Origin of the sequence: Pseudomonas sp. GM18 (assembly GCF_000282195.1) — a bacterium.
Lineage (GTDB): Bacteria > Pseudomonadota > Gammaproteobacteria > Pseudomonadales > Pseudomonadaceae > Aquipseudomonas.
This window is the reverse complement of sequence record NZ_AKJT01000022.1, coordinates 92,692-117,244: the sequence shown is the minus strand read 5'-3', so window position 1 is coordinate 117,244 and position 24,553 is coordinate 92,692. Positions and strand designations below refer to the sequence as shown.

Here is a 24,553-nt window from a genome sequence, read left to right as displayed (position 1 = left end):
GCTCTTTTGAAGAGCACGCTCACCAGGTCGAGGGACTAGACACCTCTCACCTTTTGAGGGCTTGGGGATTTACTCCCTCAAGCCCTTTTTTTTCAACACTTTTGCGGATTTTACGAACATGTTGAATGTTTTCAGTGCCGCAAAGATCGCAGCCTTCGGCAGCTCCTACCGGGTTTGACAGAGACCCGTAGAGGCTGCCGAAGGCTGCGATTTTTTGATTTTGCAGCGCTTTCGTTTCGTCGCTTGCACCACAACTGTGCAGACGGACGGCACTCTCCTATGTATAGTGCCGGCCCTCTTCGCATGAGCGGTCGTCGATAACGAGGCCCAAACCCATGCGAACCCCGAACTAATAACAACCCGCGAAATGGAACAGGGACGAACCTTCGACCCACCTGTTGTGCCACGCACAATCCGGTGTAACGCAATGTGTCGACCACCCAGTATTCGCACACACAAAAAATAGCGAGGAATAATCCATGCTCGAAGTCATCAACGACTTCCTCTCAGGGAAAGTACTGATCGCGCTCATTGTCGGGCTCGGTAGCTACTTCACGATCCGCTCGCGTTTCGTCCAACTGCGCCACTTCTTCCACATGTTCGCGGTGTTCCGCGACAGCCTGCGCAGCAGCGCCGGTCAACTCAGCTCGTTCCAGGCCCTGATGCTCAGCCTTGCCGGCCGCGTCGGTGCGGGCAACATCGCCGGTGTCGGTATCGCCGTAACCCTCGGTGGCCCCGGTGCGGTGTTCTGGATGTGGGTGACTGCGCTGGTCGGCATGTCCAGCAGCTTCTTCGAATGCTCCCTCGGCCAGCTCTACAAGCGCTGCGACTCCGAAGGCCAGTTCCGTGGAGGCCCGTCCTACTACATCCAGCACGGTCTGCAGAAACGCTGGCTGGGCATGATCATGGCGTTCCTGCTGCTGATCACTTTCGGCTTCGCCTTCAACGGTCTGCAATCCCACGCCGTGACCCACTCGCTGAACAACGCCTTCGGCCTCGACACCACTTACACCGGGCTGGCCCTGGCGGTATTGCTCGGTCTGGTGTTCATCGGCGGTATCAAGCGGATCGCCAAGGTCGCTGACCTGCTGGTACCGGTGAAAACCCTGGTGTACATCGGCGTGACCATCTACGTGATCGTGCTGCAGTTCGACCACGTTCCGGGCATGTTGATGACCATCGTAAAAAGCGCCTTCGGTCTGGACCAGGCGTTCGGCGGCCTGATCGGCAGCGCCATCGTCATGGGCGTGAAGCGTGGCGTGTTCGCCAACGAAGCAGGCCTGGGCAGTGCGCCGAACGTAGCCGCCGTGGCCGCGGTCGAGCACCCGGTTGCGCAAGGCGTGGTTCAGGCGTTCAGCGTGTTCCTCGATACCTTCGTGATCTGCACCTGCACTGCATTGCTGATCCTGCTGTCGGGCTTCTACACCCCGGGCTTCGAAGGCGACGGCATTGCCCTGACCCAGAACTCCCTGGCTGCCGTGGTCGGTGACTGGGGCCGGATGTTCATCTCCGTGGCCCTGGCGTTGTTCGTGTTCACCTCGATCCTCTACAACTACTACCTGGGCGAGAACAATCTGCGCTTCCTGGTCGGTGAAAACCGCAAGGCGCTGATCGGCTACCGCGCACTGGTATTGGCGTTGATCTTCTGGGGTGCCATCGAGAACCTGGGCACGGTGTTCGCGTTCGCCGACATCACCATGACCCTGCTGGCGTTCGTCAACCTGATCGCGCTGTTCCTGCTGTTCAAGGTCGGCATGCGCATTCTGCGTGACTACGATGACCAACGTGCCGCCGGCATCAAGACCCCGGTGTTCGATTCGAGCAAATTCGCGGATCTGGACCTGGACCTGAAAGCCTGGCCGGCCAATCCGCCAGCCGTCACCCCTCAGCCACAGGCCCAGCCTGCAGGCGTGACCGCAGCGCAACGCTGATCGGTAAAAAACCGGGCGCATCCCCTGCGCCCGGCGTGACACAGCGTATGACCGGCGTCATGCTCGGTTGTACGTTGTTTCGGTGTCGAGCCTGAAGTCCAATCGCGAGCAGGCTCGCTCCCACAAGTCATCGTTTTCGGAGAGTCTCCATGAATTCCTCGACCTATCCTGCCGCCCAAACCGTCATGGTGCTCTACACCGGTGGCACCATCGGCATGCAAGCCAGTGCCCACGGCCTGGCCCCGGCGTCCGGTTTCGAAGCGCGGATGCGCGACTACCTGCACAGCCAGCCCGAGCTGGTGGTGCCGCAGTGGCGCTTTCGCGAGATGTCACCGCTGATCGACAGCGCGAACATGACCCCCGCGTACTGGCAGCAACTACGTGAAGCCGTGGTCGACGCCGTTGACGTCCAGGGCTGCGACAGCGTGTTGATCCTGCATGGCACCGACACCCTGGCCTACAGCGCCGCGGCCATGAGCTTTCAGTTGCTCGGCCTGCATGCCCGCGTATGTTTCACCGGCTCCATGCTGCCGGCCGGCGTGACCGACAGCGATGCCTGGGAAAACATCAGCGGCGCACTGGTTGCCCTTGGCCAAGGACTCGCGCCGGGTGTTCATCTGTACTTCCACGGTGAACTGCTCGACCCGACCCGTTGCGCCAAGGTTCGCAGTTTTGGTCGTCATCCGTTCAAGCGGCTGGAGCGTCAGGGCGGCGGCGTGAAAGCTTCCTCGGTACCTGCCCAACTGAACTACAACCAGCCAAAGCAACTGGCGAAGGTTGCGGTAATGCCGCTGTTCCCCGGCATCGGCGCCGAGCAACTGGATGGCCTGCTCAACAACGGTATTCAGGGTCTGGTGCTGGAATGTTATGGCAGCGGTACCGGGCCCAGCGACAACCCCGGGTTTCTCGCCGCCCTGGAACGGGCGCGAGACAACGGTGTGGTGGTGGTCGCGGTCACGCAATGTCATGAAGGTGGCGTGAAGCTCGATGTGTACGAGGCGGGCAGTCGCTTGCATGATGCCGGTCTGTTGTCCGGTGGCGGCATGACCCGCGAAGCAGCATTCGGCAAGTTGCATGGATTGCTGGGTGCAGGGCTTGAAACTGCAGAAGTGCGGCGGCTGGTCGAGCTCGACCTGTGCGGCGAACTCATCTGACACAACACATAACCTTGTGGGATCGCCGCACCGCCGCTCCCACAGGATCGTTGTTGGGCACATAACTTGCTCCCGTTCCAGCATCTCGACGCTGGAACACTCCATGCTCCACTCCCACCTCACCACCCTCAACGCTGTCTCCCTGGTGCTCAACACCTTCAAAGCCGAGGGCCTGTCCAGCGAGGCGTTATTGGCTGGCAGCGGCATCAGCGCGGCGGATCTGAGCCGGGCGGACACGCGCATCACCACCAATCAAGAAATGCTGGTGTGCGCCAACGCCGTCGCGCTGCGCCGCGATATCGGTCTGGAGTTGGGCCGGCGGATGCACGTTTCTTCCTACGGCATGCTCGGGTACGCCTTACTCACCAGCGCCACTTTAGGTGACGCCTTGCAGTTGGCGCTGCACTATCCGGCGCTATTGGGAACACTGTTCGAGTTGAGCCTGGAAGAAGATGGCGAGCGCATCTGGCTCACCGCTGGCGACTATCGGGAAAACCCCGCGCTGGCACCGTTCAATGTCGAGTTTTGCCTGGTCTCGATGAAAGTCACCTGCGAAGACCTGCTCGGCCACCCCCTGCCTCTGCTCGGCGCTCGCTTCGATTACCCGGCACCGGACTATCAGGCGCGCTACACCGAGCGTTTCGACTGTCCGTTGCAGTTTGATGCGGCGTCCAACGGATTTGCCTTCGACAAACGCTGGCTCGAGCACCCCCTGCCGCTGGCAGACGCCATCACCCACCAGGCCATGGCCGAGCGCTGTCGCAAGCAAAACACCGAGTTCACCGGGCGTCAGGCCTGGCTCGGGCGCATCCGCCAATTGCTCGCCGCGCAACTGAGTGCGGCGCCGGGCCTGGACGGGCTGGCCGACCAGTTGAACTGCTCGTCGCGCACCCTGCGCCGACATCTGAAGGACCTGGGATGCAGTTATCAGGAACTGCTCGATGAACTGCGATTCGAACAGGCCAAACGCATGCTCTGCGAGGATCAACTGCCGATCTATCAAATCGCCGAAGCACTGGGGTTCAGCGAGACCGCGAGCTTCCGGCATGCGTTTGTGCGCTGGAGTGGGGTGGCGCCCAGCCAGTTTCGCCCATAACAACCCGCTCGCTCCTACAGGGTCGGATGCGTCATTCGAGGGCATCATTGCGCCAATAGGGGGCGAATTTCGGTCAAATGTTTTGGCCATATAGATCCCCTTTTGGCCTTTCCTGCCGTTCTCCCAAACGTCGCCTGCCGCAAGACTGTGTTCAAACCGAATCAGCCTGCGGAGAACAAGAATGCTGACGATCTACTCGGACGACCACCACCTGCATCATGGCCGTTGTGAATTGATGGACGGGCAATTGATGCCCTGCTTCGAAATGCCCTCGCGCGCTGACCATGTACTGGCACGGGTGCAAAATCAAAACCTCGGCCCCGTTGAAGCGCCGCAGGATTTCGGCCTGGCCCCCATCGCGCGCATCCACAGCCGCGACTACCTCGACTTCTTCAAAGGTGCCTGGGCGCGCTGGACCGAATTCAATACCGACGGCGACTTGCTGCCCTACACTTGGCCGGCCCGCACCCTGCGCCGAATCATGCCCACCAGCCTGCACGGCCAACTCGGCTATTACAGCTTCGACGGCGGCGCACCGATTACCGTCGGCACCTGGCAAGCAGCGTATAGCGCAGCACAAGTAGCCCTCACGGCCCAAGCGGCGATCCAGTACGGCGCCCGCAGTGCCTTCGCCCTGTGCCGTCCACCGGGACACCATGCCGCCAGCGATTTGATGGGAGGTTATTGCTACCTCAACAACGCCGCCATCGCCGCCCAGGCCTTCCTCGATCAAGGCCACAAAAAGGTCGCGATCCTCGATGTCGATTACCACCACGGCAACGGCACTCAATCGATTTTCTACGAACGCAGCGACGTGCTGTTCACCTCGATCCACGGTCATCCAGAAGCCGAGTTTCCGTTCTTCCTCGGCTACGAAGACGAACGCGGTGAAGGCGCAGGCGAAGGGTTCAACTTCAACTACCCGTTGCCCGCCGGCAGCGCTTGGGACCGTTGGAGCGCCGCACTGGAACAAGCCTGCAAAGAAATCGAAACGTACGGCGCCGACATCATTGTCGTATCGCTGGGCGTCGATACGTTCAAGGACGACCCCATCTCCCAATTCAAACTCGACAGCCCGGATTACCTGGCGATGGGCGCGCGCATCGCGGGCCTCGGCAAGCCGACGCTGTTCGTGATGGAAGGCGGTTACGCAGTAGAAGAAATCGGCATCAATGCCGTGAACGTTCTCGAAGGTTTTGAAAGCGCCCAATGAGGAATTAGAACAATGAACCGACTCAAGCGTTTTATCGCTCCAGCTTTATGCGCCACGCTACTCAGTGGCGCCGTTCATGCTGAAGAACGTACTTTGCGGGTGTACAACTGGTTCGACTACATCACCCCCAAAGCGCTGGAAGATTTCAAGGCTCAGAACACCCAGACCAAACTGGTCTACGACATCTTCGACACCAACGAAGCGCTGGAAGCCAAGCTGCTGACCGGTAACTCCGGCTACGACGTGGTGGTGCCGTCCAACGTGTTCCTCGCCAAACAGATCGAAGCCGGCGTATTCCAGCCCGTGGACCGTAGCAAACTGCCGAACTGGAACCACCTCGATCCCAAGCTGATGAAGCTGATCGAAGCCAACGACCCGGGCAACAAATTCGCCGTGCCGTACATGTACGGCACCATCCTGATCGGTTTCAATCCGGACAAGGTCAAGGCGGCTTTGGGCGACAACGCACCGGTGAACAGCTGGGACCTGATCTTCAAGGAAGAGAACATCAGCAAGCTCAAGCAATGCGGCGTGGCCCTGCTCGACTCACCGTCGGAGATCCTGCCGCTGGCCCTGCAACACCTCGGTCTGGACCCCAACAGCAAGAAGCCGGCGGACTACGCCAAGGCTGAAGCGCTGTTGATGAAGATCCGGCCGTACATCACCTACTTCCATTCGTCCAAGTACATGGCCGACATCGCCAACGGTGACATCTGCGTCGCGGTCGGTTACTCCGGCAGCTTCTCCCAGGCCGCCAACCGCGCCAAGGAAGCCAAGAATGGCGTGATCGTCGATATGCGCCTGCCCAAAGAAGGCGCACCGATCTGGTTCGATATGCTCGCGATCCCCAAAGGTGCGAAAAACCCGGAAGACGCCTACACCTTCATCAACTACCTGCTGCAACCTCAGGTGATCGCACCCGTCAGCGACTTCGTCGGCTACCCGAACCCGAACAAGGACGCCACGGAAATGGTCGACCCGGCGATCCGCAACAACCCGAACCTGTACCCGACCGAAACGGCGATGAGCACGCTTTACACCTTGCAACCGCTGCCGCGCGATGCTGAACGGGCGCGGACCCGGGCCTGGACCAAGATCAAGTCCGGAACCTGAAACAACACCTGAAAACCGAAGACCCGCCGTGACGCGGGTCTTTTTTTTTGCCTGCGATATTTATGTACCACCAGGCACCTTCGGCCGCCCGATACCTTCTCCTGATCCAGCGCTGCGCGATCAACAGCGGCGCGTTCTCAGCCAGGAGAAGACCATGCCCGAAACCCTCGCCCCGCGTGAAGAAGATGTGCTGACCCAACTGGTCACCGGCCCCTTGATCAGAGAGGTCGCCGCGAGCGCATTGAGCCCTGCGCTCAACGCGCTTTATCCACAGTTGAAGATTGATCCGACGCTCGCCACGGTCGTCACCCCGACCTGGGTCGATACCGGCACCGATGTCGTGCCCGGCCATAACGTGTATGAATCGCTCACCGATGTGCTGGTGCGACTCGGCTTGTCGGGGTCGACGGTGACGCTCATCGATGGCGAACATTTCCTGACCCTGCAACCGGGGGCTGAACCGCTGGCTCAACTGCCGGTGAAAATCAATGCCATCGGGTGCCTGCTCAACACGCTGGCACCGCAGCTGTTCATCACCTATCAGCAACAGCAACTGGATTACTGGAACCAGGAGACAAGCCCTTCGACCCCGCGCTGGCATTTGCTCTCGCAATCGCTGCAGGACATCTGGACCCCCGATCCCGCCTCGGACTGGGACGCGGATCAACAAGCAATGGCCCGAGCCGTGTTCAATCATCCGGATCGCGCAACACGGCGCTCACAAGACAAGTACCTGACCAAGGCCTGCCTGATCGACACCGACCGCGTTGAAAACGCGGTGAGTAAACATCTGCGAGTTCTGGATATCGCCGTGTTCGTGGGCACACTGGGCACGCGTACCCTGGTGCTGACGCACTCGATTGTCGAAGGGTTCAGGCGTTATGACTCTGTTGCGGCACTGGGTGAAGCCTTGTTCGCCCGCCCTGGAACGTCAAGCACCGAGCAGACACTGCAATGGCGTCTGTATGAACCCGACGGCAATTTCTTTCACCACCAGGCCTGCGCGCTGATCGCACTCCAAGCCGAAGCCATCGGTACATTCAATACCGTTCAGCAAGCTTCTTTTACGCCTCTTTCACCACAAATCAGTGCCGCAGCAAAAAGCTTCACTGAATTTGAAGCCCTGCCGTCGTCGCGCTTCAACCAGGTTCAGGGGTTACTGGCAGGCTGGTTGAAAAACGCTTCGCCAGCGGATCTCACCCGTTACAGCCGACACTTGATGGACCTGGCACAGCTGCGGGAACAGGATGCCGGAAAAACTTTCGACGAAGGCATCCCGTCACTGCCGCAATTTGCGCTGCAAACCTTGCGAGAGCAGATGGTCAAGGATCATCCAGCGGCTGCCAACCTGGATCTGAAAGACATTGAAATCAGCATCACCAGCCTCGTAGTGCTGGGCACTTTCGTGGTACCCGGCAAGACGCAAACCACCACGCTGTCGCTGATCGAGCTGGCGCTGCAAAACCTGATTGCCGTTCCACTGGGTAACAAGACGGTGAACTACAAAAACGGCGACGCAGTGCCCAACTGGATGACCCCCGCCTATCTGGAAAAACTCGTCACGCAGGTCGATATCGGTGCGGTTTACCCGGCGCTGATCAAGCGCAAGCTGCTTGAAGACCCGCCAGAAACATTGCGACGCCAGGCTCTCTACACCCGCCATTTGCGCATCCAGCTGCCCTTGCAGGCGCTGCAGCACAAGATGCGCGGCGAGGCCGGGATTGATGAGCGCGGGTATCAATATGTCACTGCAGCCCTGCAGGAAAACACTGCCGACCGCAGGGTGAACGGACAGGAGATCGTCATTCGGCCGCTGGCCTTTATGACCGGTGATCGCACCGGCAGCAAAGGTGATGAAGTCGCCAACATGTTCATCATCGGTCCGCGACCCACCGATAAAGGACCGTGTCTGCTCTACCGGCCATTGCTCTCCCCCTCGCTGACGCAGTACCCAAGCGAGGCCAATCTGCTGTATGCGATCAAGCACGAAAAATCCCTTCGCCAATCGATCCTGGCCTGGCTTCCCGACGATGTGCGATTCAACTATTCCCAGTTTGTGTTTTCGGGTGAGCTGCCTTCGGTCTGGACGCTGACCCAATTGCTGGTAGATCCCACTTCAGCCCTGGGCAAGATGGGCGCGGTGACGTTCAGTGAGGCAGCCCTCGATGACGCATCGCTGGCAACCCTGTTCAAAGCCAACGCCAACGCAATGATTACCCTGGCTGACCGCCAGTCGGTGTCCAATACGCAAGCTCGCTGGGCAACGCTCAAGCAAGGCTCATGGATGCTGTTCAACGTCGCGTTGCCCTTCCTCGGTCGCACTGCCGGGGTTGCCGCGTGGATCTGGCAGATCATGGACGACTTGCAGGAAATTACCGATGCCGCAGAGAACGACGACAGCGAACTCGCCTGGTCCGCCGTGACCGATCTGCTGTTGACGCTCGGCATGGTGCTGGCCCATCGGGCTGCCACTCGCCATGAACCCGTCTCGCGGATGCCCGAGAAGGTCGAGCTGCCCCCCGTAACACCCGAAAGCAAGCCAGCGCATAAAATCACGGTCACCCATCTGCCCGATCTCAATCAGCTTCCAACCTCCCATGAGGCGTCTCTGCACGCCACCGCTACGCTGCCTCCTTCGGCCTTGGGCGTCTTGCTTGATGAACTGGCCATCACCAAACCCAAAGGAATGGCAGCCGCTTCCAGCGAACCCGGTCCTTATCAACACCTGCGCTCACTCAATGGAAAATGGCATGCGAAGGTGGGTCAGCGATGGTTCGAAGTCACCCTCAACGACAATAACGATGTGCAGATCATTGACTCACGCCGGTCTCCCACACGCACCGGGCCATTGCTGATCAAGAACGCCGGAGGCGAATGGTTCATCGATACACGGTTAAGGCTTCGGGGTGGGGGCAAGGAGAAACAACGGCTGGAACAACAAAACCGGCAACGCCAGGCTGAATTGAAACAGCAACTGATAGCGTTCGAAAGCCAAACCAAAAGCCGGGAGACAGAACTCAAGGAGGCTGAAAAAAACGCTCGGGCGCCTGCAGCCACCGACACCCATCGTCGCTTGTACCTTGAAATGCTCGACGCGCAGATGTCGTTCATCAGCACCAACATTGAACAAATAAAAGCTTTCAATGCTCGCGAGACCATTCCCAATTACCGAGAAGCGATGGTCAGCCGCCTGAATTTTCAGCTTTCGCTGCTGCAAAAATGGTTCGCTCACCAGCATTCGGTTTTCGGCAATCAAATGCGTCTTTCCCTCGATCTTCTCGACAACCAGCCAACGGCAAACACCCAGAGCGCCCGGCAAACCCATCAACTCATGAGCGATTTGACCGCAAGCTACATCCACAAAATCGAGTTTGCGCATTCGCGCTTCCAGCAACTGAACCTGCTCGGCAAAGAAGCCATCAAGGTGATCGCAGACGTCAAATCCAACCTGCCGACGTTCGATTTGCAGGACCTCAAACTGTTCCAGATCAAACTGGGTCAGAAGTTGTGCCTCGCCCCCTCTGTTGCAGTCACCCATGAAGCACGCCCGGCGCTGGAAAATGTTGTCGAAAACGCAGCGCTCGCCATACAGGCTTCACTGGATCTGGCCGCCGACGAAGAGGTGCTGCGCCTATCGGAGCGAATCGAAGGGCTCAGCGATCTGGTGGAGCAACTCACGGTCACCGATCAGCGCATCGTCGATCTGCCCGGTGAATTTCCCGGCCAGTTCCTGCAACCGCCGCTCGACCTGATGCGCCAGCGTATCGACGCCTTTCAAAAGAGCACGGTGAAGCACCTGGCGAGCCTGCTGCGCGAGCGTCAGGCTCTCGAACCGCAGCCCGGCCCTTCCCGTCTGCCGACTGCTCCCGCCAAACGCATCATCAAGACCCGCTACAAGGGTACGGTGGTCGGCCAGCTGCGCACCGACGCCGTGGCGGACGGGGCAGAACTGGTCGACGTAATCTCGACACTGACGGGCAAAGTCATCTCTACATTTCATGAAAAAACCTCGGGTGTCTGGGTTGAACGAGTGGCCTCGAAACCTGCTTCCCCCGCCATTGCCCAACCCGACTTGAGCGCAAGTATTGCTCAGGGCCAGGCAATACTGGGCGGGCTGGAAGGTTTCATTCGTCGAACAGACGCCCACTCAAAAGGGGCGCGGCGAATTCCCGTGGAAATCGAGGAAATGTTCCATCAACAGGCCCATCGATTCCAGAACGCCGCCAAGGCAATAGACGAAGCGCTGATTTCCAGCAACGCCACCGATGACGGACCGGGATCCGCCGTGACACTGGCCAAGCAGCTGAATGAGGGAGCAACCCGGCTCAACAGCAAGGGACGCGCAACGCGAATCAGCATGACAAAACTACAGCCGCCGACGGCGGAGCGCGTCCGGTGGCTGCGAAGCGAAGGTCAGGTCGACATCGTCAAGAACCCCGGCCGACGCTTGCTCAAAAGCCGCAAAAGAGACTACCTCGAGGAATATGAGATCCGTGACCACGGCACCCGCAAAGTTCTGTGGTATGCCCACTTCCACTATTCAGAGCCCGCATCGCCTGCACAAACCTTCACGGCGGCGCACCTGAAAACGGTGGAGCAACGCCTGCTGGGAGGCGCATTCGATGCCCGCCATGCGAACGACGATCTCCAGGCGATTTCGATCTACCGCAGCGAGATCAGTCCGCAACTGGCGACCACGCTGTTCTTCGCAAAAGCGCCGTCGGCCTCAGGATCGTAAGGCGTAGGTTGTGCTGAACCCGAGACCCGCATTCGCGGGTCATTTTTTGCCCGCGATATATATCTACCACCCTGGAGCGGCGACGCCTGATTACCTTCGGTGCACCAAGAGGCTTTCCTGGCCTCGCCATTGCCCCGGGTATTCGCCATGAGCAACAACACTTCATCGCTCCAGACAGATTCGACGCCCTTGCTGGAAACCAGTGACCTGGTGAACCTGACCAGCCACGGCCCCGTGCTCAACGAAGTGGCTTCGCACCTGCTGCGCCAGAACCTGGAAAAGTCCTGGCCGGAATTGCACATCGATCCTGACAAAGCCTTCGTCGCCACGCCTCAATGGCTCATTGTGGACAACCACGTCGAGGCTGGCCCGATCGGATTCGAATCACTGACCCTGGCACTGATGCGCCAAGGCCTGCATGGAACGGTGGCCAACTATCTCGAAGGCGAGCATTTCCTGACCCTCGAGCCGGACAACGAAAATCCGGTTCACCTTGCCGTCAGCATTGAGGACATTGCAAGGATGCTCAATGACTCGGCGTCGATGCTGTTCGTCGAGGTTCAAGTACGGCAACTGGAGTTCTGGAATGCCAAGGGGCATGCGCTCCCCCGCTGGCAGGAGCTTTCCGACACACTGCGCAAGGCGTTGAACGTGCAGTCGGTCAAAGGCTGGGACGCCGATGAATGCGCGATGGCGCGAGAAGTCTTCAGCGCCCCGGACAAAACCACCCGTAAAAATGTAAACAGCGAATTTTCCGCCATTCAGGCGTGCCTTCTCGATATCGATACCGTCGAGAATGACATCACCCGCCATCTGTTGATCGGCGGCGCGCTGGTGCTCAAGGCCACGTATCGCAAGCGTCAGCTGCTGGTGATGTACACCATCGAGCGCGCATACGAGTCGTTCAGTTCGCTGGAAGAGCTGGGTAACTTGCTTCCCGCACGCCTGGAAGAACAACGGTCGGGACGCGATCTGACGTGGCGGCTTTACGAACCACAAGGCAATGTCTTCGACCACATGGCGTGGGCGTTGGTGTCGTCACAACTGGATGCCATCAACTCATTGCAGTTTCTTGAGCCACCGGCAGACGATAAGGTCGAGCCTGCAACCGGGCCCGACCTCAACGAAGCGCGACTCCTGCAACTGAACGACGCAATTCCCGATTGGTTGCGCAACGGCTCGTCCAACGATCTTCAAGACTACAGCCGTTACATCAGGGCACTGGGCAAGTTGTATCGTCAACCGGACAGCAAACTGGCCAGAGCCGAGATCCCGTCCATCACCGATTACGCTCAGCGGCGGATGCGTGAGGCGATCATCGCGGATCCACTGGCGGTTGGCGCCACGACGCTTGCGCTGGATGATCTGCGGATCAAAATCACCAACAGTTTTTCCGCCGGCGATTTCACGCTCCCCAACCCGCTCGATCAACGCATTGAAACCCTGGCCGACTTCGCCCTGGAGAACGAAGCGCCCTACATGGCGACCGTATTCTTCAAGGGCGGGGAGACGGTGCCGGATTGGCTCACAGCTGAATTTCTCACCACCCTGTCAGCACAAGTGGACGTCGGCAAAACTTATCCTGAACTGATCAAGCCCAAGCTCCTGGAGGATTCGGTCGCGTCTCTGCGTCAGGAAAACTTCTATCGCCAACAACTACGCACCTTGTTGCCACTCCAGGCATTAGAGGCCAGATTCAAACCTGAAACCGGTGTGGACGAACGCGGTTACCAATACGTCTGCGAGCTGCTCGATCCCGATGTCACAGTCAAAACCATCGCCCTCTATCCGCTGACGATGACGCCGCAACACCGCTTGATCAGCAGCAGCGACACAGTGGACAACATGTTCATCATCAGCCCTCGAGACGCCCACAGCGGGCCTTGCCTGCTCTATCGGCCGATGCTCGATGAGCCCCTGCTGCAATACCCCTCAAGGCAAAACCTTTTGTACAAGCTGTATCAACCCGGCGACCTCAGGGATTCGATACTGGCCTGGCTACCCAACAAAACCCTGAGTTTTGAATATGCCCAGTACGTTTTCCCCACCGGGCTGCCCTCTCCATGGCTGATCGTGGAACAAGTCGTCAATCCATTGCAGCGCGCGGACAAGTTCGGGCACGTGGTTTTCGAAAGCGTCGAGATCAGGGGCGACATCCTGTCTGCGCTGTTCAAAAGCAACGCGCGGATGCTGGTCAGCCTCGCCGACCGGAAATCGCAATCCAATGCGGAACGGCGCTGGAGTGTGTTGAAGGACAGCGGCTGGGCGCTCTTCAACGTCGCCTCAAATTTCCTCAGCGGCGCGGTCGGCACAGCCGTCTGGGTCTGGCAAACCATCAATCAGATTCAACAGGCACTCGATGCCCATGACCGGGAGGACCGCTTCATCGAATGGACGTCGGTGTCGGACATCCTGCTGGCGATCGGCATTCTCCTCAGCCATCACGCCGTGATGCGACGTAAAAGGGTTTCGAGCAAACCTCGAATCGAGCAGTTGTCGAAGGAGAAAGCTCCAGAACCCGCCGTCGAGCCCGTGACCGTCACACTCAATCCCGCCCCGCTGGCACCGGATCTTCCCTCCAGTCACCTTTCCTCGCTGGAGCTGGCCGGCTCGGTTCCACGCCGAACACCGACCGCGCTGGGCGCCTACCTGGACACGCTCAAAGTCGCGGCCCCCGACATTTCCAGCGCAAGCGTGACGAAAGTTAAGGACGCTCCTCCGCATCTTTACCAACATAACCTCAGAAACTACGCACAGGTGGGTGATCGGTGGTTTTACGTCGACGTGAAAGGCGACGAAGAGATTCATATCGTTTACCCGGATCAGCCCGGGCGAAATGGTCCGATGCTGATGGATAACCGCAAAGGGCAATGGGTGCTCGACCTGCGCCTGCGCTTGCGAGGGGGTGCCGGGAATGCGTTCAGCCGGCATCTGGAGGCGGCTAACGAGCAGCGCAGAGTCAATCTGGGTGACACCCTGAATGCCTTCAAAAGCCTGGAAAAGGTGAAGGAAGCCGAACTGAAAAAGTTACAGGACAGCATCCAGCAGGCCACCACCGAAAACTACGATCAACAAGCGGCGACGTACATGGAGAAACTGGATGCAACGATCGGCGAGTATCGCCAGGCGCTGGAACAATTACGCGAATGGCGCACCCTCGGCGGTACGGAAAACTACAGAGAAGACTTGATCCGCATGAGCATGGTGCTGCAGAAGAATCTGTCTTTATGGTTTGTCCTGAAACGATCCGAGTACGCTCAAGCCACTCGTGTCATGATCAAGGCCGGACAAAACGAACCCGTTCCCAGGCAAACTTTCGTCGACAATGTCCAGAAAGCGTCCGACCTCGGTGAGGAGATGGTTGAAAAGCTGACCCTCTCGACATCGACACTCGAGGGCATGCGCGCGGCCGGACGCCCCGGCATTGAACGCGCGATGGAACTCAGAAAACTGGCGCCTTCGTTTACCGTGCTGGATATCAAGGCCAACGAAATCGGCATGGCGCAGGAGCTGTGCCTCAATGAGCAGGCCAGCCCCCTGATGCAGCAGGCTCGTAGCGCGGTGGCAAATATCGTTGTGAGCGCCGCAAAGGCCGCGATTCGAGTGGCGGACCTGATAAAAGCTGAAGGCGAACATTCCGATGTAAAAGTGCATGTCGAGGAGTTGAACAGTCTCGTGGAGACATTTGCCGACGCCGACCAGCGCATTCAGGAATTACCGGACACGTACCCCGACCTGGTCAAGCCACCCAAACTCGAACATCTGCAATCGCTCATCGATGAGTTCGCGCAACTGGCACAAAACCGATTACAGACGTTACTGCCAGAGCCGGAGCCCGTTGCCATGCAGCCCCCTGTAGAACGAGTGCAGCCGGGCACGTCACGACAGCCGATCAAAGTGCGCAAGACCCGGCCACGCGATTCCGGAAAAAATGAAAGCGAACAAACCAGGGAAGATCCGCTCAAGCCATTTACCCCCGCCGTTTACCAGCAACCCGTTCCGGTGCTGGATGATCCGGGAACGATCGAGGCCGGCATAGAGCTGAACCTGGACACGAACACGTTCATCGAACGCACCCGTAAAGACGCTTTGCTCCCAAGACGCATCCCTGCCGATATACAGGATGCGTTCGATCAGCAGGCGCTGAAACTCGAGCAGGCTGCCAACAGCGTTGATCAAGCCGTAATCAACAGCAGGAAAGCCGAAGGCTCCCCTATCCCGGTTGCCACGCTGAGCAGCGAACTGCGTGAAGGGGCCGGCCGTCTGCGCAAAGAAGGTGTCAGCGTTCGAGCCGACCTGTACACGCGACGCAAACCTACCCAGAGCATTTTCAAATGGATGCATGAAAACGGGCAGCTCGAGATCAGCCGCGATAAACGAGGGCGCATCCAGACCAGAGGACTCGGCGACTTTTTCCAGGAATACCGGATTTTCGACAAGACACGCAATAAGCCGTTATGGGTTGCGCATTTCCACTACGAAACCTCCACAAGTGAGGCGAGCGCTCCCACAACAGCCCATTTGAAGGTCTCGGATGACTATCTGAAAACGCTGTCACCAGACCTGCAACAGGTTCTGAATACCTTCGAGCCTATCGATGGGGTGTTCCGAAAGATAGAAGATCCCGTGCTCCGCAAACTGTTTTTGGACCTGGAGCCTAAGGCTGATTCTTAGCCTTGACCCGTTCAGGAGCGCCAGACCTTTTCCAGACGCCCGAGGGCTGCACTGATGGCAGCTTCGGGCACCGCCGCAAAACCCAGGACCAGCCCGGCGCGTTGGTCCGCAGGTTTTGCCGAATCCGGCAACCAATAGCTGCTCAGCGCATTGATCTCGACATCGACGCTGGCAGCCTTTTCGATCAGTTCGCACTCACGGGCCTGTGAGTCGACCGCCACCGTCAAATGCAGCCCTGCCGCGACACTCGGCATGCTGCCGATGCCGGGAATATTCTGGGGCCAGCCGGCCAGCAAGGTGTTGCGTCGGCTCAGGGCCGCGCGTCGCATGCGGCGGATATGCCGCTGGAAATGCCCGGCGGCCATGAATTCGGCCATCACTGCTTGAGTGCTCACCTCGGAATGCCGCACATCCACTGCTCGACGTTGCGCAAATGCTTCCACCAACCCCACAGGCAACACCAGATAACCCAGGCGCAACGCCGGAAAAGCGACCTTGCCGAAGGTGCCGACGTACAGCACCCGCCCATTCCGGTCGAGTGCCGCCAATGGCGCCAGTGGCGCGCCGCTGTAACGGTACTCTCCATCGTAATCATCCTCGATGATCCAGCCCTGATTGCGCTCGGCCCAGCCGAGCAGTTCCAGACGCCGGGCCAGGCTCATGACCACACCCGTCGGGTATTGATGGGAGGGTGTGACGTAAGCGAGCCGACAATCGCTCAACTGCTCCAGCACGCTGCAGTCGACTCCCTCCTCATTCACTGGCACACCGTGCAACCGCGCACCGGCTACGGCAAAGGCATGACCGGCGGCGCGATACCCCGGATTTTCGATCCCCACCCCATCGCCAGGCTCCACCAACAACTGTGCACAAAGGCTGATCCCCTGCTGCGCGCCACTGGTGATCACAATTTGCTCAGCGGTGCATTGCATCCCTCTCGAGCTGCGCAAGTAGGCAGCAATCAATCCGCGCAAGCGTTCATCGCCTGCCGGATCGCCATAACACAGTTGCTGTAAATCCGGCTTACGCCAGAAAGCCGCATTCAGCTTGGCCCAAACCTCGAAAGGAAACAGATCGAAAGCCGGAACCCCGACCCTGAAGGCGCGAGGTGGACCGCTGGGGGGCAAGGGCAAATGGTTCTGTTCAACGCGCCCCAAAGCGCCGCTGTGGATAACTTTACTGGATGAAACCCCAGGCAAATCCAGCCGATTTGTGGATAAGGCTGTGGGTAACCCTGTTGAAAACCCTGTGGATACTATTGTGGATAATTTTTTCACCGGCCACGCGGCTTGAGGTAATTGCGCAACGTAAGTGCCATCGCCGACACGCCCCTCGATGAAACCTTCAGCGTAAAGCTGATCGTAGGCACGAACCACGCTGTTGCGGGAAATCGACAGCGCCGCCGCCAGATCACGACTGGCCGGCAGGCGTGTGCCGCTGGCCAGTCGTCCGTCGAGCACTCGCACCCGCAGCGCTTGATAGAGCTGACGGCTCAGGCCCTGGCGACGGTCGAGTTCAATACCTGCCGGGTTGAATGACGAAGGAAGCGGGGGATTCGACATCGTAATGGACCCACGAAATTTGTCATTAATGGCTCTTACAACAGACCAATAGCCTGCCTAGGATGCAGGCATTCGCCAAGGAATATTTCCATGTATACGCCCAACGCCTTCGCCATCAATGATTTGAATGAACTGCACCAGCAGATCCTCGGCACTCGCCTTGCAATCCTGGTCACCCACGGTGAGCAAGGCCTGCAAGCCAGCCATCTGCCGCTACTGCTGAATGTCGATGACGGCCCGAATGGCACCCTCTATGGCCACTTCGCCCGGGCCAATCCGCAGTGGCGGGAACTGCAGAACGGCGCCGAGGCGTTGGTGATTTTTGCCGGTGCCGATGCCTATGTCAGCCCGGAGTTCTACCCGAGCAAAGCCGAACACGGCAAAGTCGTGCCGACCTGGAACTACGTCGCTGTGCATGCCTACGGCACCGCCGAAGTGTTCAGCGATGCCGACCGTCTACGCAATCTGGTCAGCGTCCTCACCGATCGTCATGAGTCAGGCCGCGCCAGCCCGTGGAAAGTCGCCGACGCCCCCGCCGACTACATTGACGGCATGCTCAAGGCCATCGTCGGTTTTGCCTTGCCGATCCAGCGCCTGGAAGGCAAACGCAAGCTCAGCCAGAACCGTAATGCTGCAGACATCGCCGGTGTGCGTGAGGGGCTGGCCGCCAGCCCTGACGTGCACGACCAGGCCCTCGCCCACTTGATGCGTTAAGGAACGAACATGAGTCAGATCGACATCCGCCAGGTCACCGCCGACGATCACGCAGCCTGGTTGCCGTTGTGGCAAGCCTACTTGCGGTTCTATAACACCGAACTGCCCGACGCAGTCACTCAAAGCACCTGGCAACGCCTGCTCGACCCGAGCGAACCGACCCACGGGGCACTGGCCTGGGCCGATGGCAAAGCGGTGGGCATGGTGCATTTCATCTATCACCGCTCGAACTGGAGCATCGAAAACTCCTGCTATCTGCAAGACTTGCTGGTGATGCCCGAAACCCGCGGCACCGGTGTCGGCCGGCAGCTGATCGAATTCGTCTACAGCACGGCCAAGGCCGACGGCTGCTGCAAGGTCCATTGGCTGACCCACGAAACCAACGCCACCGCGATCCAGCTCTATGAGCGCATCGCCGAACGCCCTGGTTTCATCCAGTTTCGCAAAGCCCTTTAAGGTTCAAGGAGAGCAGCATGTCGATTTCACTCGCGGACTGGAAAGGCGTTCCAGCGCCCTCGGTTCAACTGATCGAAGGGCGCTTCATTCGCCTGGAAAAACTTGACCCGGCACGTCACGCCGACGGTTTGTGGAAAGCCCTGGAAGGCCCGGGCGCGGATCCGAAACTCTGGGATTATTTGCCCTACGGTCCTTTCCCGGAGCGCAGCGCGTTCAACGATTGGCTGAATAACCACGCGGCCAACAGCGATCCGTATTTTTTCACGGTGATCGACCGCGCGAGCGGCGATGTGCAAGGCATCCTCAGCCTGATGTCGATCGTCCCGACCCAGGGTCGCATCGAGATCGGCCATGTGACCTTCGGCGCAGCGATGCAGCGTTCACCGAAAAGTACCGAGGCGGTTTACCTGCTGGCCAGGGAATCCTTCGCGCTGGGTTACCGGCGCCTGGAGTGGAAGTGCAACAACGGCAATGCTCGCTCCAAATACGCGGCAGAGCGGTTGGGGTTCAGTTTTGAGGGGGTGTTTCGCCAGCACATGGTGGTCAAGGGTCAGAACCGCGACACCGCGTGGTATTCGATTCTGGATTCGGAATGGCCGGCGGTTCAGGCGGGGTTCGAACGGTGGCTGAGCGATGAGAACCAGACGGAATCGGGGCAGGTGAAAACGTTGGCGGAGTGTCGCACCTGATGATCATTCCCACGCTCCTGCGTGGGAATGCCGCCACGGACGCTCTGCGTTCGATCCGGAAGGCGACGCAGAGCGTCGCGGGATGCGTTCCCACGCTGGAGCGTGGGAACGATCTTTCATGGCATCACGCCAATGTACTGGCGAGCACCGCAATATGCTCCGGCCCGATCCCGCAGCACCCGCCCAAATGGCTGGCCCCGCGCTTTTGCCAGTCAGCCGCCCAAACCAGATAACCCGGCGGGTCAAGATCGTCACGCAATGGGTCCAGACCGTCGTTGGCCGTAGCCTCTTTCGGCTGCGGCGGGAAGGCATTGGCGTAGGCACCGATATGAATCTTCACCCCCAAGCGCTCGAAGGTTTCCCGCGCCGCATCAATCGCCGCGCCGATCACTTCCGGCTGGCTGCAGTTGAACAGCAAGGTTTCAACACCCAACTCAGCCGCCACTGCGGCAGCCTCAGCCACCGGCTCACCGGAGCGCAAACGCGGCACTTCGTCGGTGTCTTCATCCTTCAAGGTAAACGACAGCCAGAACGGCTTGCCGTCCTTCGGCAGACCGCCATGGATCGCCCGTGCCTCGACGATCGAGCTCTGGGTTTCGGCAAGCCACAGGTCGACATGCGGCGCCAGGCCATTGACCAGAGGCGTCAGCAGTTCAGTCGCCCGGGCAGCATCGAACAAATCCGGGCGGTAGGAGCCGAACAACGGCGGCAATGAACCGGCCACGCGCACCGGTTGGCCCGAAGCCTCGACCGCACGCCGCGCCAGCTCACCGGCCAATGCCGCGAGGGCCTGGCCTTCAGCGGCAAAACGCTCTTCGCCAATGTGGAACGGCACCACCGCATAACTGTTGCTGGTGATCACGTTGGCACCGCTTTCGATATAAGCCGCATGCACGGCCTCCACAGCTTGCGGCGCTTCGCTCAAGGCCAGCGCCGACCACTCGGGCTGCCTGAACGGTGCCCCTCGGCGTTGCAGTTCACGACCCATGCCGCCATCCAGAATTACCGTGCTGCCTGCATCCATATGCTTTTCACTCATAAGCTTATGAAAATAACTCACTATCAGAGTCGTTCTTATAACTATTTAATACGCACCACCCGGTTAATAACAACCTCTTTTTTCAGGGATCCAACTGTGAAATTTCAACCGCTGCTGGCCCTGGGCCTGACGATTTTGGCTGCCTCCTCCCAAGCCCTTGCGGGTGCCACCCTGGATCGCATCGAGCAAAAGAAAGAACTGGTCGGCGTGCTGATGGAAAGCTATCCACCCTTCTCGTTCCTCAACGATCAGAACCAGCTCGATGGTTTCGATGTCGACGTGGCCAAGGCCGTGGCGGACAAACTGGGCGTCAAGCTGCGCCTCGAAACACCGTCCTGGGATGTGATCGCCGCCGGCCGCTGGAGCGGGCGTTACGACATCTGCATCTGCTCCATGACCCCGAGTAAAGCCCGCGCCGAAGTCTTCGACTTCCCGGTGGAGTACTACGCCTCCCCCGCCGTGATCGTGGTCAATGCCAAGGACAACAGCATTCACAGCGCCAAGGACTTGAGCGGCAAGAAAGTCGGCCTCACCAGCGCCTCCAGCTATGAAAGCTACCTGAACAAGAACCTGGTGATCGAAGGCGCCGAAGACACCCAATTGCAGTACCCGTTCGAGAATGTGCAGATCGCTCCGTACGACACCGACAACGTCGCGTTCCAGGATTTGGGCCTGGGCGCTGGCGTACGACTGGACGCGATCCTCACCAACCTTGTCACCGCTCAACCACGCCTGAACGAAGACAAACGCTTCAAACTCGCCGGTGAGCCGCTGTACTCGGAGCCGAACTCGGTGGCCATCGAAAAAGGCGACGCTCAGTGGGACGCCAAAGTGCGTGATGTGTTTGCCCAACTGAAACAGGACGGCACTTTGAGTAAGCTGTCGCAAAAATGGATCGGTGCCGACATCAGTAAATGACTTCTTTCCCCAAACCTCCTCAGCCACCGCAACCGGTGGCTGAGTCGTTGCTGCAACGGATTTTCGGTTTCCGCACGCGGCTGTACCTGACCTGGGCGGCGATGTTCGGCTTGTTCGCGAGTTTCTTCCTGAGCTTCGACCTGAAGTTCTCGATCATCCTCGACAAACTGCCGAACCTGATCGGCCTGCACCTGGCGCCCAACGGCTTTCTGCAAGGCGCAGCGCTGACGCTGTTTTTGTGCCTGTGTTCAATCGTCGCTTCGTCGCTGCTGGGTTTCATTACGGCCCTGGCGCGGCTGTCGAAAAGCGCCGTGGCGTTCGGCATCGCAAGCTTCTATGCCTCGTTCTTTCGCGGCACGCCGCTGCTGATCCAGATATTGCTGATCTACCTCGGCTTGCCGCAATTGGGCGTCGTGCCGGGCGCCATCGCCGCCGGCATCATCGCGCTGTCGCTGAACTACGGCGCCTATCTGAGCGAAATCTTCCGCGCCGGCATCCTCGGCGTCCCCCACGGCCAACGCGAAGCATCGCTGGCCCTGGGCATGCGTGAAACCGTGATCTTCTGGCGCGTCACCCTGCCCCAGGCCATGCGCACCATCATCCCGCCCACCACCAACCAGTTCATCTCCATGCTCAAGGACTCATCACTGATCTCGGTGATGGGGGTTTGGGAAGTGATGTTCCTGGCCCAATCGTATGGGCGCTCAAGCTATCGCTATATCGAAATGCTGACGACGGCGGCGGTCATTTACTGGCTGATGTCGATTGGACTGGAGCTGATTCAGGCGCGGATGGAGCGGCATTATGGGAAGGCGTATTTGAGCCGTAGCCTGGTTTAACAAAAAGAGATCGCAGCCTTCGGCAGGTGCGTTTTCGACAGAGCGATAGCCCCTATGTCCTGATTTGTTGTAAGAAAAAGCGTCAGCTCGAACGGGTAAAAACAACCTTCCTCAGACGATTGGAAATTTTCTACACAACCTTCTGACAACCCCCGCAAGCCTGCCGGAAGCAGCTGACATCGGCACCTATAGCCTCACTCTTAGAGTTTGGCCTCCTGTAAAAAGAGGCCAAACCCGATGCCCGTTCAACACAAATTTCGCCCACAACACCTGGCGCTGGCCATTGCGCTTGCGTTGGGTTGCACTGAAATTTCGCTTGCCCAGCAATCCTCCGTCGATGCCCCCCCTTCTTCCACCGAAACACCGCAGCAGCTCATGGCGGCGCTGGACGCCTTTATCAACGATCCCGCCACCCTCCCGCACACCATTAACAAAGCAGCGGATGGAATCGATCGGACATTTGGCGAGGCAGATGATCTGGTCACCGTTTCCGGTCGCGGCGTCCTGACCGGAACGATCGACGGTGGGGGTGGTACCAACTTCCTGCAACTCGATACCGCGAGCGGCGGCACGTTAGGGGAGAGTCGCCATTTCGAAGGCCTGGAACTCAAACGAAGCACCTGGACCGCGAAAGGTTCCGGTGACTTCAATACCGGTGTTCTGGTACGTGCGAAAGCAACGCTGATCAACGATGGGTATATTCAGGGAGGGGCACTGGTCCAAGGTACGCTTATCAACAACAAGCAGATCGGCGGCGGCGCGACCGTGCAATCTGGCGGTTCCCTGACCAACCCTGGAACGATCGAAGGTGACGTGACCATCAATGAAAAAGGTGCTTTTACCGGCAACGGTCTAGTGGGCTCGCTGAAGGTGGACGGAAAGCTTTCTGTCGACGGCTTGCACGGCGCGCCGAAAGTTAAAGGTGATTTGAATCTTTCCAAAACCGCCGAGCTGGTCTACGAGGTCAATGCCAACCGTAAAAGTGAAACGATGATAGTCGGTGGAACTGCCAGTCTTGGCGGCGCCACGCTGAACATCCTTGCAGCACCAGGCGACTACCCGCTGATCAGCGAAAACAACATCCTCATTGCGAACAAAATCGAAGGGGAATTCGGGACGGTTATCAACAACCTTGCGTTTTTAACACCCAAGATTGAATACGGAGCACAGAACGTCGGCCTGATCTTTACCCGTAACGATGTGACGCTCGAGAGTGTCGCGAGCACTGACAACGGTAAGGAACTTGCCCAAAGCATTGAAGAGCCGAAGGACATACCGCAAGAACAGGCCCCCGCGCCCGCCTCAACTCCATCGACAGCGACCAATCCCGTCGCCACAGCACCAAAACCAACCATCCCCACAAACGCCGCTGTCACGGCCCTGCTCGGTAGTGACAAAGTGACCGCCTCCCACGCAATCGAGCAACTTGCCGGCGGCAACAACGCAAACCTCGCCAAGGCAACCCTGAACAGTGACAGCCCTGTCAGTGCCACCCTGCTTTCGGCCATGCGCCAATTGGACAGCGCCAGCGCTTACAACAAACCCGGCAGTCGAACCAACGCACCACGCCTCGCCGCCGGCAGCGAAGAAAACGGCAGAGTCTGGTTACAAGCCTTGGGCCACGGCGGAACGCTGGATCGCGACCACGATGCCCTGCAACACTCCACCAAAGGTCTCGTTTTGGGCGCGGATTGGGGCATTGATGAGCAATGGCGCATCGGTGTGATGGGTGGCAAATCCGAAACTCGCCTGGACAGTCGCGAACTCGACGGCGATCTCGACAGCTGGCACCTGGGTGCCTACGCCCTACGCCAGAGTGGTCCCATGTCGCTACGCCTGGGCGCAACCTATAGCAATCACGACGGCAGCACTAAACGCCGGATTGCCTTCAACGATTTCAGCGACCGTCCCGAAGGCCGCTACGATGCCAGCACCCAGCAGGCCTTTGCGGAAGTGGGTTACAACCTGAGCCGAGCGAATGTCAGCATCGAACCGTTTGCCAGCCTTGGCTACCAACGCTATCAGCGCGACGGCTACACGGAAAAAGGTGGCGCCGCAACGCTGAAAGTCCACGGCCAAACCCAAAACAACCTCAACAGCACATTCGGCCTGCGACTGGCGAAGATCAATACACTCGATAACGGCATGCAACTGACGCCGCGATTCAGTGCTGGCTGGAAACACACTTACGGGGATATCGAGAGCGACACCCGTCAACGATTGGCAACGGGCGGGAAAAACTTCACCGTTTCCGGCGCGCCACTGGATCGTGACAGCCTGAAGCTGGATGCGGGCCTGGACCTCGGGTTGTCAGCCAAACATACGCTAGGCGTAAGCCTCAACGGTGAGATCGGCACAGACAGCCGAAACCATGGCGTCACGGGGCAGTGGCGGATGAGTTTCTAACCCCTCACAAA

15 protein-coding genes are annotated in these 24,553 nt (G+C 59.0%); 13 read left to right on the top strand and 2 right to left on the bottom strand.

The genetic code is table 11. The features are described from left to right. Positions 1 to 479: 479 nt before the first annotated feature. The 7 genes from PMI21_RS24115 (at position 480) to PMI21_RS24145 (ending at position 15,919) form a co-directional block, all read left to right on the top strand. Positions 480 to 1,931 (top strand): alanine/glycine:cation symporter family protein, encoded by a 1,452-nt coding sequence (locus PMI21_RS24115; RefSeq protein WP_007934487.1) that lies wholly within the window; start codon positions 480 to 482, stop codon positions 1,929 to 1,931. A gap of 149 nt (positions 1,932 to 2,080) precedes the next feature. Beyond that, positions 2,081 to 3,085, top strand: a complete 1,005-nt coding sequence (locus PMI21_RS24120; RefSeq protein ID WP_007934485.1) for an asparaginase — start codon at positions 2,081 to 2,083, stop codon at positions 3,083 to 3,085. A 103-nt stretch (positions 3,086 to 3,188) separates the two neighbouring features. Further along, entirely contained in the window at positions 3,189 to 4,181 is a 993-nt protein-coding gene (locus PMI21_RS24125) for an AraC family transcriptional regulator (RefSeq protein WP_007934484.1), read from the top strand. Positions 4,182 to 4,362: 181 nt separating this feature from the next. Continuing rightward, positions 4,363 to 5,394: a histone deacetylase family protein gene (locus tag PMI21_RS24130; RefSeq protein ID WP_007934482.1), complete on the top strand. Its 1,032-nt coding sequence runs from the start codon at positions 4,363 to 4,365 to the stop codon at positions 5,392 to 5,394. Positions 5,395 to 5,406: 12 nt separating this feature from the next. Continuing rightward, positions 5,407 to 6,507 (top strand): polyamine ABC transporter substrate-binding protein, encoded by a 1,101-nt coding sequence (locus tag PMI21_RS24135; RefSeq protein WP_007934480.1) that lies wholly within the window; start codon positions 5,407 to 5,409, stop codon positions 6,505 to 6,507. A 154-nt stretch (positions 6,508 to 6,661) separates the two neighbouring features. Continuing rightward, a complete protein-coding gene (locus tag PMI21_RS24140; protein WP_007934478.1) occupies positions 6,662 to 11,245 on the top strand; it encodes a dermonecrotic toxin domain-containing protein in 4,584 nt (1,527 codons plus the stop codon). Positions 11,246 to 11,392: 147 nt separating this feature from the next. Beyond that, a complete protein-coding gene (locus PMI21_RS24145; protein WP_007934475.1) occupies positions 11,393 to 15,919 on the top strand; it encodes a dermonecrotic toxin domain-containing protein in 4,527 nt (1,508 codons plus the stop codon). A gap of 11 nt (positions 15,920 to 15,930) precedes the next feature. Here PMI21_RS24145 and pdxR read toward each other — a convergent pair whose 3' ends face one another. Further along, the gene (gene pdxR, locus PMI21_RS24150) at positions 15,931 to 17,481 is read right to left on the bottom strand and encodes a MocR-like pyridoxine biosynthesis transcription factor PdxR (protein WP_007934473.1); all 1,551 of its coding nucleotides are present in this window, start codon (positions 17,479 to 17,481) and stop codon (positions 15,931 to 15,933) included. 90 nt (positions 17,482 to 17,571) lie between these two features. Here pdxR and PMI21_RS24155 point away from each other — a divergent pair, with 90 nt between their 5' ends. Genes PMI21_RS24155 through PMI21_RS24165 form a run of 3 tightly spaced genes read left to right on the top strand, consistent with a single transcriptional unit; the run spans position 17,572 to position 19,340 of the window. Beyond that, positions 17,572 to 18,195 (top strand): FMN-binding negative transcriptional regulator, encoded by a 624-nt coding sequence (locus tag PMI21_RS24155; protein ID WP_007934471.1) that lies wholly within the window; start codon positions 17,572 to 17,574, stop codon positions 18,193 to 18,195. 9 nt (positions 18,196 to 18,204) lie between these two features. After that, the gene (locus PMI21_RS24160) at positions 18,205 to 18,651 is read left to right on the top strand and encodes a GNAT family N-acetyltransferase (protein WP_007934469.1); all 447 of its coding nucleotides are present in this window, start codon (positions 18,205 to 18,207) and stop codon (positions 18,649 to 18,651) included. A gap of 17 nt (positions 18,652 to 18,668) precedes the next feature. Then, positions 18,669 to 19,340 (top strand): GNAT family N-acetyltransferase, encoded by a 672-nt coding sequence (locus PMI21_RS24165; RefSeq protein WP_007934467.1) that lies wholly within the window; start codon positions 18,669 to 18,671, stop codon positions 19,338 to 19,340. Positions 19,341 to 19,464: 124 nt separating this feature from the next. Here PMI21_RS24165 and PMI21_RS24170 read toward each other — a convergent pair whose 3' ends face one another. Then, a complete protein-coding gene (locus PMI21_RS24170; protein ID WP_007934463.1) occupies positions 19,465 to 20,364 on the bottom strand; it encodes a homocysteine S-methyltransferase family protein in 900 nt (299 codons plus the stop codon). Positions 20,365 to 20,475: 111 nt separating this feature from the next. Here PMI21_RS24170 and PMI21_RS24175 point away from each other — a divergent pair, with 111 nt between their 5' ends. The 3 genes from PMI21_RS24175 (at position 20,476) to PMI21_RS24185 (ending at position 24,542) form a co-directional block, all read left to right on the top strand. Next, on the top strand, positions 20,476 to 21,297 hold the full coding sequence (locus tag PMI21_RS24175) for an ABC transporter substrate-binding protein (RefSeq protein WP_007934461.1): 822 nt from the start codon (positions 20,476 to 20,478) through the stop codon (positions 21,295 to 21,297). Next, positions 21,294 to 22,136 (top strand): amino acid ABC transporter permease, encoded by an 843-nt coding sequence (locus tag PMI21_RS24180; protein WP_007934459.1) that lies wholly within the window; start codon positions 21,294 to 21,296, stop codon positions 22,134 to 22,136. The genes PMI21_RS24175 and PMI21_RS24180 overlap by 4 nt, the downstream gene beginning before the upstream one ends. A gap of 237 nt (positions 22,137 to 22,373) precedes the next feature. Continuing rightward, complete coding sequence (locus PMI21_RS24185; RefSeq protein WP_007934457.1) at positions 22,374 to 24,542, top strand: autotransporter outer membrane beta-barrel domain-containing protein; 2,169 nt, start codon at positions 22,374 to 22,376, stop codon at positions 24,540 to 24,542. The last annotated feature ends 11 nt before the right edge of the window (positions 24,543 to 24,553 follow it).